16 protein-coding genes and 1 pseudogene are annotated in these 15248 nt (G+C 56.4%); 7 read left to right on the plus strand and 10 right to left on the minus strand.

The genetic code is table 11. From position 1 onward, the window contains the following. Window positions 1-23 precede the first annotated feature (23 nt). Window positions 24-233, plus strand: coding sequence for a CsbD family protein (locus K7H94_RS19415; RefSeq protein WP_021509571.1), 210 nt, complete (start codon window positions 24-26; stop codon window positions 231-233). Window positions 234-457: 224 nt separating this feature from the next. Here K7H94_RS19415 and K7H94_RS23325 read toward each other — a convergent pair whose 3' ends face one another. The 4 genes and pseudogenes from K7H94_RS23325 to K7H94_RS19430 form a co-directional block, all read right to left on the minus strand. Further along, window positions 458-1006, minus strand: a complete 549-nt coding sequence (locus tag K7H94_RS23325) for an MFS transporter (RefSeq protein ID WP_420874738.1) — start codon at window positions 1004-1006, stop codon at window positions 458-460. A 57-nt stretch (window positions 1007-1063) separates the two neighbouring features. Continuing rightward, a pseudogene (locus K7H94_RS23330) lies at window positions 1064-1741 on the minus strand (MFS transporter); the annotation flags it as partial. Window positions 1742-1876: 135 nt separating this feature from the next. After that, window positions 1877-3310 carry a glycine betaine/L-proline transporter ProP gene (gene proP / locus K7H94_RS19425; protein ID WP_222952295.1) on the minus strand — a complete coding sequence of 478 codons (1434 nt, stop codon included), beginning with the start codon at window positions 3308-3310 and terminating at the stop codon, window positions 1877-1879. A gap of 484 nt (window positions 3311-3794) precedes the next feature. Beyond that, window positions 3795-4334 carry a nuclear transport factor 2 family protein gene (locus K7H94_RS19430; RefSeq protein ID WP_150059093.1) on the minus strand — a complete coding sequence of 180 codons (540 nt, stop codon included), beginning with the start codon at window positions 4332-4334 and terminating at the stop codon, window positions 3795-3797. Window positions 4335-4454: 120 nt separating this feature from the next. Between K7H94_RS19430 and K7H94_RS19435 the strand changes: the two genes are divergently transcribed. The 4 genes from K7H94_RS19435 to K7H94_RS19450 all read left to right on the plus strand — a co-directional run bounded on the left by K7H94_RS19435 (window position 4455) and on the right by K7H94_RS19450 (window position 8918). Further along, entirely contained in the window at window positions 4455-5348 is an 894-nt protein-coding gene (locus K7H94_RS19435) for a LysR family transcriptional regulator (RefSeq protein WP_222952296.1), read from the plus strand. A gap of 230 nt (window positions 5349-5578) precedes the next feature. Further along, window positions 5579-6898 (plus strand): MFS transporter, encoded by a 1320-nt coding sequence (locus tag K7H94_RS19440; protein ID WP_222952297.1) that lies wholly within the window; start codon window positions 5579-5581, stop codon window positions 6896-6898. Window position 6899: 1 nt separating this feature from the next. Beyond that, complete coding sequence (locus K7H94_RS19445; RefSeq protein WP_222952298.1) at window positions 6900-8093, plus strand: enolase C-terminal domain-like protein; 1194 nt, start codon at window positions 6900-6902, stop codon at window positions 8091-8093. A gap of 126 nt (window positions 8094-8219) precedes the next feature. Further along, window positions 8220-8918, plus strand: a complete 699-nt coding sequence (locus K7H94_RS19450; protein ID WP_058758854.1) for a GntR family transcriptional regulator — start codon at window positions 8220-8222, stop codon at window positions 8916-8918. Window positions 8919-8957: 39 nt separating this feature from the next. Here K7H94_RS19450 and K7H94_RS19455 read toward each other — a convergent pair whose 3' ends face one another. Beyond that, window positions 8958-9533, minus strand: a complete 576-nt coding sequence (locus K7H94_RS19455) for a TetR/AcrR family transcriptional regulator (protein ID WP_222952299.1) — start codon at window positions 9531-9533, stop codon at window positions 8958-8960. A gap of 88 nt (window positions 9534-9621) precedes the next feature. On the opposite strand from K7H94_RS19455, the gene bdcA reads away from it, so the two are divergent. Continuing rightward, window positions 9622-10335 (plus strand): SDR family oxidoreductase, encoded by a 714-nt coding sequence (gene bdcA, locus K7H94_RS19460; protein WP_222952300.1) that lies wholly within the window; start codon window positions 9622-9624, stop codon window positions 10333-10335. 2 nt (window positions 10336-10337) lie between these two features. On the opposite strand, the gene K7H94_RS19465 is transcribed toward bdcA, so the two are convergent. The 4 genes from K7H94_RS19465 to gcvA all read right to left on the minus strand — a co-directional run bounded on the left by K7H94_RS19465 (window position 10338) and on the right by gcvA (window position 13475). Then, a complete protein-coding gene (locus K7H94_RS19465) occupies window positions 10338-10583 on the minus strand; it encodes a hypothetical protein (RefSeq protein WP_159377511.1) in 246 nt (81 codons plus the stop codon). Window positions 10584-10756: 173 nt separating this feature from the next. Further along, window positions 10757-11647 carry an oxidoreductase gene (locus K7H94_RS19470; protein ID WP_222952301.1) on the minus strand — a complete coding sequence of 297 codons (891 nt, stop codon included), beginning with the start codon at window positions 11645-11647 and terminating at the stop codon, window positions 10757-10759. A 19-nt stretch (window positions 11648-11666) separates the two neighbouring features. Next, window positions 11667-12494: a DMT family transporter gene (locus K7H94_RS19475; RefSeq protein WP_104093550.1), complete on the minus strand. Its 828-nt coding sequence runs from the start codon at window positions 12492-12494 to the stop codon at window positions 11667-11669. 75 nt (window positions 12495-12569) lie between these two features. Then, entirely contained in the window at window positions 12570-13475 is a 906-nt protein-coding gene (gcvA, locus tag K7H94_RS19480; RefSeq protein ID WP_222952302.1) for a transcriptional regulator GcvA, read from the minus strand. A gap of 272 nt (window positions 13476-13747) precedes the next feature. Here gcvA and K7H94_RS19485 point away from each other — a divergent pair, with 272 nt between their 5' ends. Next, entirely contained in the window at window positions 13748-14449 is a 702-nt protein-coding gene (locus K7H94_RS19485) for an OBAP family protein (RefSeq protein WP_136548303.1), read from the plus strand. 14 nt (window positions 14450-14463) lie between these two features. On the opposite strand, the gene K7H94_RS19490 is transcribed toward K7H94_RS19485, so the two are convergent. After that, window positions 14464-15243, minus strand: a complete 780-nt coding sequence (locus K7H94_RS19490) for an SDR family oxidoreductase (RefSeq protein WP_141496072.1) — start codon at window positions 15241-15243, stop codon at window positions 14464-14466. Window positions 15244-15248 lie beyond the last annotated feature (5 nt).

Below are 15248 nucleotides of genomic sequence, written 5' to 3' on the forward strand. Positions count from 1 at the left end.
TCACTTAAATGAGGAGAACACTGATGAACGAAGATCGTATCAGCGGAAACTGGAAGCAGTTCAAAGGAAAAGTGAAAGAGAAATGGGGCCAGCTTACAGATGACGATTTAGACGTAGCCGAAGGGAAACGCGATCAATTAGTCGGCCGCATTCAGGAGCGCTACGGCTACGGTAAAGATCAAGCAGAGAAAGAAGTCAAAGAGTGGGAAGATAGTAATAAATTTAACTGGTAGTGTTGGTTATCCCCGGCACACTGATGTGCCGGGGTTTTGTTATTTATAATGGCACTGTTTTCGAGTCGGATAAAATATCAGGCATATCTTGCTTTATTTTCTATGTTATTTAAGACATAAATAAGCTTATGTATTCATCACTCCTGTAAAAAATCTTTCGGCCCCTGTAGGGTCGCCATTGATGGCGACCAATGACAGGTGCTTACCTGCACAAACGCTTTTTCTCAAAGGGGTCTGCGGTGATCGTCCTTATTAAGCGAAAGCAGCGCGACAAAACTCACTACGGCGGTGGCCATCACATACCAGGCGGGAATGTCGGCGTTGCCGGTTTGCTTCATCAGGCCGGTAATGATCAGACCTGCGCAGCCGGAAAACAGCGCGTTGGAGAGCGAATAGGCCAGCCCCAGCCCGGTGTAACGCACGCGGGTAGGGAACATCTCGGCCAGCATCGCCGGTCCCGGTCCGGCCAGTATGCCCACCAGCGCACCGGCGATAAATACCACCAGCGCTTTGATCGCCATACCGCTCTCCGGATGCTGCAAAACTTTCAGCAGCGGGAAAGCCAGTACCAGCAGCAAAAACGTCGCCAGCAGCATTACTGTGCGGCGGCCATAGCGATCGCTGAGTATGCCGGCCGGCAGGATGGTGGCGGCAAAGCCGAGGTTAGAGATCACCGCAATCAGCAGCGCCTGGTTGAAGCCGGTGTGCAGCGCGGCCTGCAGATAGGTAGGCATGATTACCAGGTAGGTATAACCGGCGGCCGACCATACCATTAGCCGCCCAATGCCCAGCCCGATAGCGCGTAGCGTGACACCCAGCGATGCCTGCTGTTGCGGTGCCGCCGGTGTCTGGCGGAACTGCGGTGATTCATCGAGGCCGGTGCGCAGCCACAGCGCCACTGCGCCGAGCGGCAGCGCCAGCAGGAAGGGAATGCGCCAGCCCCAGGCGTTCATGGCGGCATCGCCCAGCAGCAGCGGCAGTACTGCCACCACGCCCGCGCCCGCCAGCAGTCCGAGCGCCACCGTTAGCGACTGCCACGCGCCATAAAATCCGCGCTTGCCGGGCGGCGCCGATTCGGTCATCAGCGAGACCGCACCGCCGTATTCTCCGCCCGCAAACAGTCCCTGCAAAATGCGTAGCAGTGTAATCAGCAGCGGCGCAGCCACGCCAATGCTGGCATAAACCGGGACCAGACCGATGGCGACGGTGGCCAGCGTCATCAATACCAGCACCGCGATCAGCACCGGTTTACGGCCATAGCGATCGCCCAGGCGGCCAAACAGCACCGCCCCTAACGGGCGAAAAAAGAACGCCACCGCAAAGGCCGCATAGGTGAGGATCAGGCTGGTGAGGGCGCTTTCTCCTTCCAGCTGGAAGAAATGTTTAGCGATTAGCGTGGCCATGAAACCGTATACGGCGAATTCATACCACTCGATAAAATTGCCGACGGATCCGGCAATCAGTACGCGTTTTTGATTAACGGCGGGAGCCACGGCAGATGACATCATTATCCCTTAATGAGTAAAAAACAGTCAGAGAGGGGCAGTCTACCGCAGCCCGGGGCGATTATCTGAGTTATAAGTCTGACGCAGGGCACAAAAAAGGTGCGCATTGAGCGCACCTGATGTGAATATCAGCGAGGATTATGCTGGCTGCTGTTTTTTACGGCTGCGCTGTTTACGCAGTTTATCAATCAGTTTATGCGCTTCGGCTTTGGTCGCCACCGCAGGGGATGAACCTTTCAGTGGCTTACGTGCTGTCTCACTCAGCGTTAATACTGTTAACAAACCAATCACGCCGGCACCCATCATGTAATACGCCGGCATCATGGTGTTGTGCGTGGTGTCGACCAGCCATGCGGTAATTAACGGTGTGGTGCCACCGAACAGCGAGACTGACAAATTAAAGCCGATAGCCAGCGCGCTGTAACGAATATCGGTGACAAACAGTGCCGGTAATGTCGCTGGCATGGTGCCGCTAAAGCAGGTATGCAGTAAGCCCAGCACGGCCAGACCGGCAAATACCCATAGCATGTTGCCAGAACCAATCAGCATGAACGCCGGGATCGCCAGCACTAATAATCCCAGTGCGCCGAAACCAATCACCGGTTTACGGCCGATGCGGTCGGTAAAATGGCCCCACATTAAGGTCAGCGGCATCATGATAAACATCACCACCATCACCAGCAGCAGACCGGATATTTCGCTCAGCCCCAGAATGCCGGTTAAATAACTTGGCATATAGGCGGTCAGCATATAATTAGACACGTTAAACAGCAGCACCAGACCAATACACTTCAATAGCGGCTTACTCTGCGTGCGCAGCATTTGCCACAGCGTGAGCTGCGGCTTGTTATGTTCGACCTCTTCACGCTTATCCATGTGCTCTTTAAACGCGGGTGTCTCTTCCAGCTTCAGGCGGATATACAGGCCAAACAGCCCCAGCGGCGCGGCCAGGAAGAACGGAATGCGCCAGCCCCAGTCCATCATCGCCTGATGCGGCAGCAGCGCAATCATACCTGTCACCAGGCTGGCGCCCAGCAGATAACCGGCGAGCGTACCAAACTCCAGGAAGCTGCCCATAAAGCCGCGGCGTTTGTCGGTGGAGTATTCCGCAATAAAGGTGGCGGCACCGCCATATTCACCGCCGGTGGAAAAGCCCTGCACCAGACGCGCCAGCAACAGCAGGATCGGCGCGGCAATACCGATACTGGCATAGCTGGGAATCAGGCCAATACAGAAGGTGCCAATCGACATCATAATCATGGTGAAGGCCAGCACTTTCTGCCGGCCAAAGCGATCGCCGAGTGGACCAAATACCATGCCGCCAATCGGGCGCACTAAAAACGCGGCCGCAAAAGTACCAAACGACGCAATAAGCTGCGCAGTATTACTGGCGTCCGGGAAAAATACCTGGCCGATAATCACGGCAAGGTAACTATAAACGCCGAAATCAAACCACTCCATGGTATTACCCAGCGCTGCGGCGCTTACGGCGCGTTTCAATAATTTGTTGTCAATGACGGTAATATCGTCAACGGTCAAATCAGGTTTATTGGTCATCGTTCCGGTGCTCATAAACTCCCCATGAGTAAAATTGGAGCGATCTTATAGCTTTCGCAGCCGGCACTTCACAAAGGGAAATGAAAGCTATAAGAGGCTGAAAGGCGGTCACCTTAGGAAATATTTTATCTTTACGCAAGTTTGCGACATATATCCTTGCAATTAAGCGTAGCGTTAGAGTATGAGACTGTCAAAAGGCGCAGCGGCTGAAATAACCCATTATGCTGATGCTTAAAGCTGATAGCATTCTGCACATGATATTCTTTGGTGAGGCGATGATTTACAGGGAAATATGCTGCGTTGCTACAGGATAAGAATGTCGGCTTTGATAAATTTCATACGTTACTGGCAAGTACATCACCAAAGGATTTGGCTGAAAGGAATAGCCAGACCGTTGCCATGCTGGACACCAACCTGCGCCGCCAGTCTCGTAGCGGATTGTCGTTCATGACGTAGCTGCACATCGTGGTCTGGCTCAATAGCTGTCTTGTCGCGTTAATTATCGTGATTGTCGGCTGAATACATCTTTCAGACCCTGGGAAAGCAATGCGCGTGATAAACCGCTACCGTCCACAGGAATCAACGTCCTGCGATGAATTTTCCATTGATCCGCAATGCGTTTTAACTCCCAGCGATTCACGACAACACGGTGTATGCGATACCCAGGAGAGCTGCCGTGATTGGCCAGCATACGTGATTCGCCTTTATCATCCAGATAAATTAACTGTAAATAAGAGGTCACTACCGCGCTGTCTCCGCGCAGATCAATCAGGGGTAATCCGGTAAAATGTGCTAATCCGCTAGCCAGTGCTTCCTCATGCTCAGGCCGCAAAATAAAGGCGGCTATCGCCTCTGCACCCTCCGCGCCATCAAGATGAGGGCCGCGATTGAATTCACTCTTTTCCAGATAAACCGATAATGTATATTCCGCCATTGCAGTATCTGCGCTGGGAGGATGTGACGCAATCAATTCATAAATCGCCAGTTTGTCTTCGATAATTTGTAATCTCTGCGCTAATTCAAGGTTTTCCTGCAGCATAAAGTGCTCCTAATATTATTTATTAATTATGATTTGAGTGATTATAACGAGATACTTACAGGCGTGAAGTTCCTGTATCTTAATGGTGTGTTAAGTGGCAATTAATAAAGGACATCAATAATGATTAACAGCGCGGAGTATCTGGCTTTACGGGCTTTTGTCGTGGTTGCTCAGCAACTGAATTTCAGAGCCGCTGCGGAAATACTAGGGGTATCCGCGTCAGCCGTCAGTCAGCAAATCACCGCGCTGGAAGCACAACTCGGGCAACGTTTGCTGAACCGGACCACCCGGGCGGTATATCTTACCGATGATGGCAAGTCCCTGTTTCTTCAGACTGCACCCATTATGGCTAATCTGTATGAAACCCTGCAGCAGGCACACGCCAGAAGCCAGGATATTAAGGGGCTGATTCGCGTTCATGCTTTTCGATCGGGTGCTGAAATGTTTCTTGATCACAATATTGCCGGGTTTCTTACTGATTATCCCAACGTGCAGCTGGATATCACAACCAGCGATGCGCCGGTCGATCTGAGCCGCGGTGGCTATGATTTATCACTGCGCTTAGGCGAGGTGCTGGAACCGGGATTTGTTGCTATTCCATTAGGCAAGCCGCTCCATCAGATTGTGGTCGCTGCGCCAGCATATCTGGCAAAGCATGGTGCGGTTGAAGTCCCGGAAGATCTGCTCAATCACAATTGCATCGGCTGGCGCTGGCCGGGAAGTAGCAGGGTAGAGCCCTGGCAGTTTTTAAATGAGGGGAAAATTTTTGATATTCCCGTGCATGGAAATCTGGTGGTAGACGATCGCGAAAGGCAGCGGCAGGCCGCTATTGCTGGCGCAGGGATTGCTCAGTTAACGGCGGAACGGGTCAGTGCATCGCTGGCCGCCGGCAAGCTTTGTCGCCTTCTGCAACCCTGGGAGATGGAATTCCCGGGTTATTCACTTTGCTGGATAGCAGGTAAAGCCATGTCACCTGCCATGCGCGCGTTCATACAATGGCTGCGCATAAAATAACCCTGCCCGGAGTGTGCCAGCGCACTCTGTTCACTTCGATTAATCACCACGTTTTTGGCTCATCTTCGCCCGGCTCAACCCTCTTATAAACGTTTACCAGCGGCTTCACGCTGAAACGTTTCATATCTCATTTCCTTACTCAGCCCATTGAAGAGTGGTCAGTTGATGTATACAACAGAACTTGTATACAAGTGCATTTTTTATCCATGACACCAACATCGGGAAAGACCATGCAAAGTACAGATACTGAAATTGAAAAGCGGGTGATCCGTAAACTGTCGTGGCGACTGATTCCGCTCCTGATTGGCTGCTACGTGATTGCGGTGATCGATCGCGCCAATATCGGCGTGGCTGCCCTCACCATGAATGCCGATCTCGGCATCAGCGCCGCCAGTTTTGGCCTCGCCGCCGGTCTGTTTTTCCTGCCTTACGCCATCCTTGAACTGCCCTCCAATCTGCTAATGGAAAGGGTGGGCGCGCGCTGGTGGATCGCCCGCATTATGGTGACCTGGGGCATCATCTCCGGTGCGCATATGTTTGTGTGGAGTGAAAACAGCCTCTATGTGATGCGCGCGCTGCTGGGTGCCGCTGAAGCCGGTTTCTTCCCCGGCATCGTGTTTTATCTCACCCTGTGGTTTCCGGTGGCGTGGCGCGGACGCATTATCGCCTCGTTTATGACCGGCATTCCGATTGCGCTGATTATCGGCACGCCGGTTTCCAGCCTGTTGTTAGAACTGCACGGATGGCTGGGGCTGCGCGGCTGGCAGCTGATGTTTCTGCTGGAGGCCATTCCGGCGATTATGCTGGGATTGATCGTCCCCTTTGCGTTGCCCGATCGGCCGGAAGATGCCCGCTTCCTCAGTGCAGATGAGCAGCACTGGCTGGTGACAACACTGGCTGCTGAGCGGCAAAAACTGCCGTCGCGCGGCCATGGCGGTCTGCTGAAAGCGCTGTTCAGCCCGCTGGTGTTATTGTTCAGCCTCACCTATTACGGACTGGCGAACCTCAACGGCGCGGTGAGCACCTTCCTGCCGCTGATCATCAGCGAAACCGGCTTAAGTCATGTTCAGACCGGATTCATCACCATCATCCCTTACGTATTTGGTCTGGCCGGCATGCTGGTGCTGGGACGCATAGCCGATCGTCCCGGGTCACGGCTGCTGGCCAATTATCTGGCGCTGATCTTCTCCTTTGTCGGGCTGTTATGCGTCGCGTGGTTCGATAACTCGCTGGTGAAAATGATGTTTTTGTGCTGTTCAGCATTTGGCTTTTTCGGCGCGATGCCGGTGTTCTGGGGATTACCCGCGCAGTTTATCCCGGCGTCCGTGGTGGCGGGCGGCCTCGCCCTAATCAATGCGCTGGGCAGTATTGCCAGTGTGGTGAATCCGTGGGTCATCGGCGTAATACGCGACCGCAGCGGCAGTTATAACGGCGGATTTTACTGGCTGGCGGCGATGGCCATGCTCTCGATCATTACCCTGAGCCTCATCTTTCGTCGCCAGCGTTTACCGGCTTACCAGGCCAGCAATGAACAACGTGAGGGGCAGTAGTATGAAGATTATTGATGTCCGGTTACTTCAGGTGAAAGGTGTGATGCCGGGAGAGGGTGATTTCTGGGAGGAGCGTCTCGCGCGTCCCACCGATGTCTATGCGCAGTTTCGTACCGTGAATAATCATGACGGTGGCGTTCAGCTGGAAGACGGTTTTGCCATTACCACTGTGTTTCTTGAGATCGTTTCTGATGAGGGCGTGGACGGGCTGGCAGGACCGGTGCCGCATGCCGTTGCATCAATCATTCATGGCCAGCTGCGACCGTTGTTGCTGGGTCAGGACCCGCGCGACACCGAGCGTTTGTGGGATCAGATGTACCGTGCGCAGATTCATGGGCGTCAGGGCGATGGCATGCTGGCGATCAGCGCGGTGGATTGTGCCTTGTGGGATTTGCGTGCCAAATGGATGCAGCAACCGGTGTTTCGCCTGCTGGGCGGTTCGTTACGGGAAGAAATACCGGCGTACGCATCAATGCTGGGCTTTGCGGTGCAGGATATGGCGCGGGTGCACGAGCGGGCGCTGGAGTATAAGGCGCTGGGATATCGCGGACAAAAATGGTTTTTCCGCCACGGCCCGATGAGCGGCAGGGAAGGGCTGAAGAAAAATATCGAACTGGCAAAAACGCTGCGCGAAGCCGTAGGGGATGATTACGATCTGATGTTTGATTGCTGGCAGTCGATGGATGTGACGTATCTGCTTGAACTGGCAAAAGGCATCGAGCCGTATCGCCCGCGCTGGCTGGAAGAGTGCGTAATGGCCGACAGAATCGGCAGTATGCAACGACTCAAAGACAAACTGTCCATCCCGATGGCGGGAGGCGAACATGAGTACACGCGCTGGGGTTTCAAACGCTTCTTTGAATCCGGGGCGCTGGATGTGATTCAGCCCGATATTTACTGGTGCGGTGGGCTTTCAGAAACGTTAAAAATTGCCGCTATCGCCACCCTGTACGATCTGCAGGTGATCCCGCACGGTCATTCCAGCATCGCGACGGCCCATTTCAGCACCACGCAATCACCGATCCACACGCCTTATCAGGAGTATCTGGTGAAATGGAACGATATTCATCAGTACTTCCTGCGCGATCCGCTGGTGCCGCAGAACGGATTAATCCCGGTACCGCAGGGACCCGGCATGGGCATGGCACTTAATCCAGCGCATATCCAGCAGCAGACATACTTGTTCACCCCATAACCCAACGTTCCCTCAAACAGGCCCGTTATTGTTTGGGGGATCTGTCTCTTGTATACTACAAAACACAGTGCCCATCGTCATTCTGACCCCCTAAATGCTCGCTGTTTAAAGGACGCTCGCCACGCTATGCCCGCCGATAAACTCATCATTGACTGGTCATCGAAAAACATCCTCCGCCCGCAGTCATTGAGCAGCATTCTGGCCGATCATATTCGGGATCTGATCGTGAATTGCCAGATTGCACCCGGTGCATTAATTTCCGAGAACGACATTGCCACCCAGCTTAACGTGAGCCGGACGCCGGTAAGAGCGGCGCTGCAAAAGCTGGAGATGGAGCGTCTGGTGCAAATTATCCCGCAGCGCGGCACTTTTGTGTTTTCGTTTAATGAGCGGGAGATGCGCGAAACCTGTGAGATGCGGCAGATTCTGGAGTCAGGCGCATTAAAGCTGGCGCTGCAACACGATCGTCAGGCGCTGATCGCGCGCCTGAACGAACAGCTGGCGCGTGGGCGCGATGCATTACAAAACGCGCCGGAGACCTACCGCGAAACCGATGCGGCGTTTCATATGGCACTGATTGAAGCCAGCCAGAACAGCGAGCTGGTCGGTTTTTACAAAACCAGCATCAACCGCATTCGCGCCTTTCTCAATCACCTGACGCGCACGCCGGATGAGTTTCAGGGTTCGCAAAACGATCATGAAGCGATCGTGGCGCGGTTAACTAATTACGAGGATGAACAGGCGCTGGAACTTCTGCACTGGCATCTTGGCGGCATTATGCGCATGTTCCAGCGGTCGGTGGCGGACACCGACTCAGCCAGTTAACCGGCATCACTTCGCAGTCAGAACATCGCTGAAAAGCGGTCACGCCTCAAGGGCTGCAACCACCGCCAGACCCGCCAGCTCCGCGCTGGCCAGCAGTTGCTCAACGCTGTGACCCTGACGCGCTCTGGCAGAAAGTCCGGACATCACGGTACTGACAAAATCGGTCAGGCGCTGTGCCTCCTGCGGATAGCGGACGGCGATGTAGCGCCGGATGGTATCCTCAGCGGCGCGATGAAACACTCTGGCCGCCTCGCGCGCCTGCTGATCCTGACAGCGAATTCCTTCCAGCACCAGACAACCCGCACACACCTCATCCCGGGCATAGTGCAGCGCCGCCGCTTTCAGTAATGCATCGAGGGCTTCGGCCACCGGGCGGTCGTCGCGCAGTATCTCAGCCAGGGGAATCGAGCCGGTAGCGGCGTAGCGATCGAGAACGCGGGCATACAATCCGGCCTTATTACCGAACGCGCTGTAAAAGCTCGGCGGGTTGATGCCCAGCGCGTCAGTGACATCGGCGACGCTGACGGCGTCATAACCTTTGGCATGGAATAACCCCTGCGCGACTGCTACGGCGTGTTCGGGGTCAAAGTTACGGGGACGACCAGGTGATTTCATATTTTATAGTGCTCGCTACAAAATCGCATTGACATTAATTCGGGCTCATTTTGTAATGCATACTAAGAAATCACACGTGGAGATGCAAATGAGCGTATTTAAAGATAAGCAGGTTCTGGTTCTGGGCGGCAGTCGCGGTATTGGTGCGGCTATCGTGCGTCGCTTTGCTGATGAGGATGCCAGCGTGACCTTCACCTTCTCCGGTTCGCCTGAGGCCGCCGAAAAACTGGCGCACGAAACCGGTTCGGCTGCCGTTCATACCGACAGCTCAGAGCGCGATGCGGTGATTGCTACCGTGCGCGACAGTGGACCGCTGGATGTGCTGGTGGTTAATGCTGGTATCGCCCTGTTTGGCGATGCGCTGGAACAGGATCCGGACGCGGTCGATCGCCTGTTCCGCATTAACATTCACGCGCCGTATCATGCTGCGGTTGAAGCCGCCCGACAGATGCCAGCCGGCGGCCGCATCATCATTATCGGTTCGGTCAATGGCGACCGTATGCCAATTCCCGGTATGGCGTCTTATGCGCTAAGTAAATCCGCTTTACAGGGGCTGGCGCGCGGCCTGGCGCGGGATTTCGGCCCGCGCGGCATCACCATCAACGTGGTGCAACCGGGCCCGATTGATACCGATGCCAATCCGGAAAATGGTCCGATGAAAGATCTGATGCACAGCTTCATGGCCATTAAACGCCATGGCCGTTCTGAAGAGGTGGCTGGCATGGTGGCGTGGCTGGCAGGACCCGAAGCCGGTTTCGTCACCGGTGCCATGCACACCATTGATGGGGCGTTTGGCGCATAACATCAGTGTCTGAACAGGGCGCTGACCACCGCGCTGAATACCGAACCGGTGGCAAAAGCGTGTTCGGTCATGTGCTCCTCATGGCGAATATCAGCCAGCCGCCGCAGCGCCGCCTGCGCGCTGGCTGCATTAATTTCTTCATCCATCTTGCTGTAACCGTCCGCCATCAGCAACCGGGCACGTTCCACATCCGATCGTTCCAGCGTGGCGATAACCTGTTGTTTGCGGTAAAAAACGTAATCTGTCATAAGCGCGTCCCGTTGCCGTCATCGTGATTATGCCGGGAAGGCGATGGTTTAAATCAGCTGAACATCGCATCCTATTTATCGCGCAACACATTGCGCCGCGATCAAAACCTGGCCGTTGTATAAACAATTCGCAGCATAGCTGTTTCTCCCCGCGCGTCAGGCAACCTATTTTATCAGCCCGGCCCTTCGCTGCCCGCTGCCAGCAGCGGCACCACGACATCGCTAATCGGCGTAGCAATAGCATGCTGACGGCCATAGCGCTGTACCACACCATTGCGGGTATCCCACTCCAGCGGGCGGTTGGCCTGGCGATCGGCCAGGATCGAGGTGCTCAGATCGGGCGGCGCGCGATGAAAGCCATCAATAATTTCCTGCGGCACGCTGTCGTCGAGCACCGCGCCGGCCGCGCGTGCCACCGTCAGGCACTCCTGTAAATAGGCTAATCCCAGCTGCGTGATATCGCCGCGGCTAAACATGCCGGCGCGACGGTTGGCCAGCACCATCAAACCGGCGACGGCATTTTGTAACAGCTTGCGCCAGGCGATGGAGAGAAAATCCGCGGCCAGTGCCACCTCACAGCGCGTATCGCGTAGCGCATCCACTACGCGCGCGGCCTGCGGCACATCCGGCAAGGTCAGGCGAGGCTGGGCGCGCAGCCAGACTGACGCATCCGGCTCGCGCTGCGCCGGAAACCACACCACCGAAGGTAATACCGTGGCGCCGTTGACGTAAGGCGCCAGCTGGCTCTGCTGCTCGACGCCATTTTGCAGCGCGCACACCACGGTTTTTTCATCACACAGGGTGGCCAGCCACGCGGCGCTGTCCGCGACCTGGGTGGTTTTAACCGCCACGAACAGCAAATCGCAGCGTTGAGTAACCTGCGAGGCATCATGCAATACCGGACCGGGCACGCTGATTTCGCCCGCATCGTGGCGCAGCGTTAACTGGGCATGGGCCGTGCGGCCGCACAGCAGCGGGGTGCGCCCGGCTTCATGCAGTACCGCTGCGACGGTGGTACCAATTGCACCGGGGCCCAGCAGGGCGATTTTACAACGTTCAGACATGCTGCCATCTCCTCATCGCTTAACCGATCATCAGCGTGCCGAGTGCAATCACCGCACACGCCAGCATTTTTCTTACCGTTAATGCTTCACCGAGAAACAGCGCGCCCAGCACGGCGGCAAACAGCACGCTGGTTTCACGCAGCGCCGACACCGCGCCCATCGGCGCTGCCGTCATGGCGTAAATGATGATGCCGTAGGCAAGCAGCGAAACCAGGCCACCCGCCGCGGCGCTCAGCACGCCCGGTCGCCACTGCAGCAGGCTTTTGCTGTCGCGCAGCGCGATGTAGACCGCCGGCATTAATATGCCCCACAAGCTGCACATCCACGCGGTATACGCAAACGCATTGCCGGCAACGCGCACGCCCATGCCGTCCACCACGCTGTACGCGGCGATAAAGGCACCGGTCGCCAGCGTGTAGCGCAGGCCCGGCAGCGCCAGTTTGCCGCCGCGCAGCGCCAGCGACACAATGCCAGCGGACACCAGCACGATGCCGCACAGCGTAGTAAAGGCGATGTGCTCGCCGGCAAACAGCGCGGCGGCGCAGGTCACCAGCAGCGGAGACGATCCGCGCGCAATCGGATAGGTCTGGCCGAGATCGCCGCTCTGGTAGCTGCGCACCAGGCACAGGTTATAGCCGACGTGCAGCAGCGCCGACAGCAGCGCATATTTCCAGCTGGCGCGCGCCGGCAGCGGCAGAAACAGCGTACTGAGCGCACACACCAGCGCGATCGCCACGCACATAATGGTCATCGACCACAGGCGATCGGATCCGCCGCGCAGTAAAGTGTTCCAACTGGCGTGCAGCAGCGCGGCGCACAGCGTTAAGACAATAATGTAATCAGGCATAGGCTGATGCTATGCAGCCGCAAAAGGATTGGAAAGCGAAGATTTATCATTGCGCTATGAGTAAATACTCATACTTCACTGATAATCCTGCTGCGCCTGACGTGATTCGGCGAGCAGCCAGCGTCGAAAATCAACGATGTGCGGCTGGCTTTCAATACCCTGCGGACAGACGAAATAGTAGGCGGCGGGCGAGGAAAACGCGACGTTGAACAGCCGCACCAGGCTGCCGTCGCGCAGCTCTTTTTCAACATGACCGCTGCGCGCCAGCGCCACGCCTTGCCCCAGCAGCGCGGCTTCCAGCGTCATATTGGTGTCGGCAAAACGTACGCTCTCCTGTAAGGCATCCAGCGTCAGGCCGACCTGTTTAAACCAGATCTCCCACTTTGGCACCAGATCGGCGCCATCACGCATCAGCAGCGGGTAGCGCAGCAGTTCTGCCGGTTCCTGCGGCGTGCCGAAGCGCTGCAGCAGCGCCGGGCTGGCGACCGGAAACAGCTGTTCACGAAACATAAATTCGCTGTGCAGCGCCGGATAATTGCCATGGCCAAAGCGGATCGCCACATCAGAATCCTGGCGCGAGAAGGTGATGGCATCATCGGTGCTTTCCAGCGTTACCAGAATTTCCGGGTGCTGGCGCGTCAGGCCCGGCAGGCGTGGCAACAGCCACTTCAGCGCAAACGAGTAGGTGGTATTCACGCGCAGCCGCACGCGGCCTTTCTGCTCGCGTAAGTCGGCTAAGGTAGTTTCCAGATTACTGAAAAACTCGCGCACGATCGGTGCCAGCGCCGCACCGGCCGGCGTCAGACTCAGCGTTTTGCCGCGCTGAAACAGCTGCACGCCCCAGATCTCTTCCAGGTTTTTGAGCTGATGGCTGACGGCGCTTTGGGTGATAAACAGCTCTTCAGCCGCGGCGGTAAAGGTCGGATGGCGCGTCGCCACTTCAAACGCGCGCAGCATGGCGGTAGGCGGTAACTCTCTCATCAGTGCAGCCTTGTTTTATGAGCGTTCACTCATGATAGCGGAATCGTCTGTTCACTCACGAAACTTATTCACCCACCCTCCAGCTTCGCCTCACAGCCTGTCAGTCTGCTAACAATGACCGACACATTCATCACTGAATCGGCGGCCAGCTGAATGGTTGGTTATTTACCGCGTGGCAGTTTTAATCCGCCGCCTGATAGTGTTCCCGCTGCGCTCGCGTCCTGACGCTGATTAACTATGTTTATCACTCAATATAAGAATGGGGTGATGAAATGCGAAACCGTGTATTTAGCGCGCTGGCGTTATTGTTATTATCCGGCTGTGGCGCGAATAACAGCGCCTCGCCGGTTACGGCACCTGGTGCGCCGGAGGCGGGGAAAACCGCGCTGCTGGAGAGCGGGGCGGCGGCGTTGCAGTCGCGGCCGCCGATTGAGGCGATCAATACGTATCTGGATGGTTTTCATTATTACTGCGGAAATCAGCAGGGGCAGATGGAGGCCCATCACTACGTCACCATTCTTAATGATGATGTGATGCAGGCGGTTATTTTTGACGGTAACAAAAAAGACGCCAAATTAATGGGCGTGGAATATATCATCAGCGAACGTTTATTTAAGCAGCTGCCGGCGCAGGAAAAGCAGTACTGGCACAGCCATCGCTATGAAGTGAAATCCGGTACGCTGATTGCGCCCGGCCTGCCGCCGGCCGCGGAGCACGCGCTGATGAGCAAAATCGTCAACACCTACGGAAAAACCTGGCACACCTGGCATACCGACCGCGATAAAACGCTGCCGCTGGGCGCGCCGACGCTGATGATGGGCTTTACCGCCGACGGCCAGCTCAATCCGGCGCTGCTGGCTGACCGCGACAAGCGCTTTGACGTCGATACTGCGACAATCCGCGCCGACCGCGCTGATATCGCCGCCCATCCGGTGGCGGCCGGTGCCGATCATTGCCGGCGCGTGCATCCGTAACCCGTGCTTCCGCTTTACTCGTGATACATCTGGCTGCGGCCGCCGTCGATCAGGATATCGGTGGCATTGATAAAACGCGCCTCGTCGCTGGCGAGAAACAGCGCGGTGTAGGCCACTTCATCCGGCTCGCCAATGCGTTTACACGGTAACAGCGCCGCCTGATGCGCGCGCTCGGCCTGCGGATCCGGACAGCTCGCCAGCCAGGCTTCAGCGGCTGGCGTCATGATCAAACCGGGCGAAATACTGTTTACGCGGATGCCCTGCGCGGCGTACTCCACGCCCAGGGATCGCGTCAGGCCGATCAGCCCGTGTTTAGCCACCGGATAAGGGAACGCGCCTGGAATGATTTTGTGCCCGTGCACCGAGGCAACGTTAACGATGTTGCCGTACTGACGGGCCAGCATCGCCGGCAGGACGCTGCGTATCAGGTTGTAAGGTCCTTTCAGATTGGTGTCCATGCAGCGCTGCCAGTCATCCTCGTCCAGCGTCAGCGGATCGCGAAAAACGTTTACGCCAGCGCAGTTGATCAGGATATCAATATCCCCCAGCGCCTGCTGCGCCTGCTGTACCGCGCGGCTAACCTGCTGCGGCTGCGTGACATCGGCTGCGCAGGCCAGACAGCGCTGGCCGGACTGCTGCTGCAGCTGCGCCGCCAGCGCTTCGCTGCTGTGTGCGTCGCGATCGAACAGCGCCAGGCGGGCGCCTTCGCGTGCAAACAGGGTGGCGATGGCGCTGCCGATGCCGCTGCCGGCACCGGTAATGATGGCGGTTTTATTGGCTAAACGTGGGGACATAGTCG

This window comes from Pantoea dispersa (assembly GCF_019890955.1).
In the GTDB taxonomy this organism is placed as follows: domain Bacteria; phylum Pseudomonadota; class Gammaproteobacteria; order Enterobacterales; family Enterobacteriaceae; genus Pantoea; species Pantoea dispersa.

Coding starts and splice junctions, on each gene's coding strand:
- K7H94_RS19415 (WP_021509571.1), top strand. CDS start 24: ATGAACGAAGATCGTATCAGCGGAAACTGGAAGCAGTTCAAAGGAAAA.
- K7H94_RS23325 (WP_420874738.1), bottom strand. CDS start 1,006: ATGGTATGGTCGGCCGCCGGTTATACCTACCTGGTAATCATGCCTACC.
- proP (WP_222952295.1), bottom strand. CDS start 3,310: ATGAGCACCGGAACGATGACCAATAAACCTGATTTGACCGTTGACGAT.
- K7H94_RS19430 (WP_150059093.1), bottom strand. CDS start 4,334: ATGCTGCAGGAAAACCTTGAATTAGCGCAGAGATTACAAATTATCGAA.
- K7H94_RS19435 (WP_222952296.1), top strand. CDS start 4,455: ATGATTAACAGCGCGGAGTATCTGGCTTTACGGGCTTTTGTCGTGGTT.
- K7H94_RS19440 (WP_222952297.1), top strand. CDS start 5,579: ATGCAAAGTACAGATACTGAAATTGAAAAGCGGGTGATCCGTAAACTG.
- K7H94_RS19445 (WP_222952298.1), top strand. CDS start 6,900: ATGAAGATTATTGATGTCCGGTTACTTCAGGTGAAAGGTGTGATGCCG.
- K7H94_RS19450 (WP_058758854.1), top strand. CDS start 8,220: ATGCCCGCCGATAAACTCATCATTGACTGGTCATCGAAAAACATCCTC.
- K7H94_RS19455 (WP_222952299.1), bottom strand. CDS start 9,533: ATGAAATCACCTGGTCGTCCCCGTAACTTTGACCCCGAACACGCCGTA.
- bdcA (WP_222952300.1), top strand. CDS start 9,622: ATGAGCGTATTTAAAGATAAGCAGGTTCTGGTTCTGGGCGGCAGTCGC.
- K7H94_RS19465 (WP_159377511.1), bottom strand. CDS start 10,583: ATGACAGATTACGTTTTTTACCGCAAACAACAGGTTATCGCCACGCTG.
- K7H94_RS19470 (WP_222952301.1), bottom strand. CDS start 11,647: ATGTCTGAACGTTGTAAAATCGCCCTGCTGGGCCCCGGTGCAATTGGT.
- K7H94_RS19475 (WP_104093550.1), bottom strand. CDS start 12,494: ATGCCTGATTACATTATTGTCTTAACGCTGTGCGCCGCGCTGCTGCAC.
- gcvA (WP_222952302.1), bottom strand. CDS start 13,475: ATGAGAGAGTTACCGCCTACCGCCATGCTGCGCGCGTTTGAAGTGGCG.
- K7H94_RS19485 (WP_136548303.1), top strand. CDS start 13,748: ATGCGAAACCGTGTATTTAGCGCGCTGGCGTTATTGTTATTATCCGGC.
- K7H94_RS19490 (WP_141496072.1), bottom strand. CDS start 15,243: ATGTCCCCACGTTTAGCCAATAAAACCGCCATCATTACCGGTGCCGGC.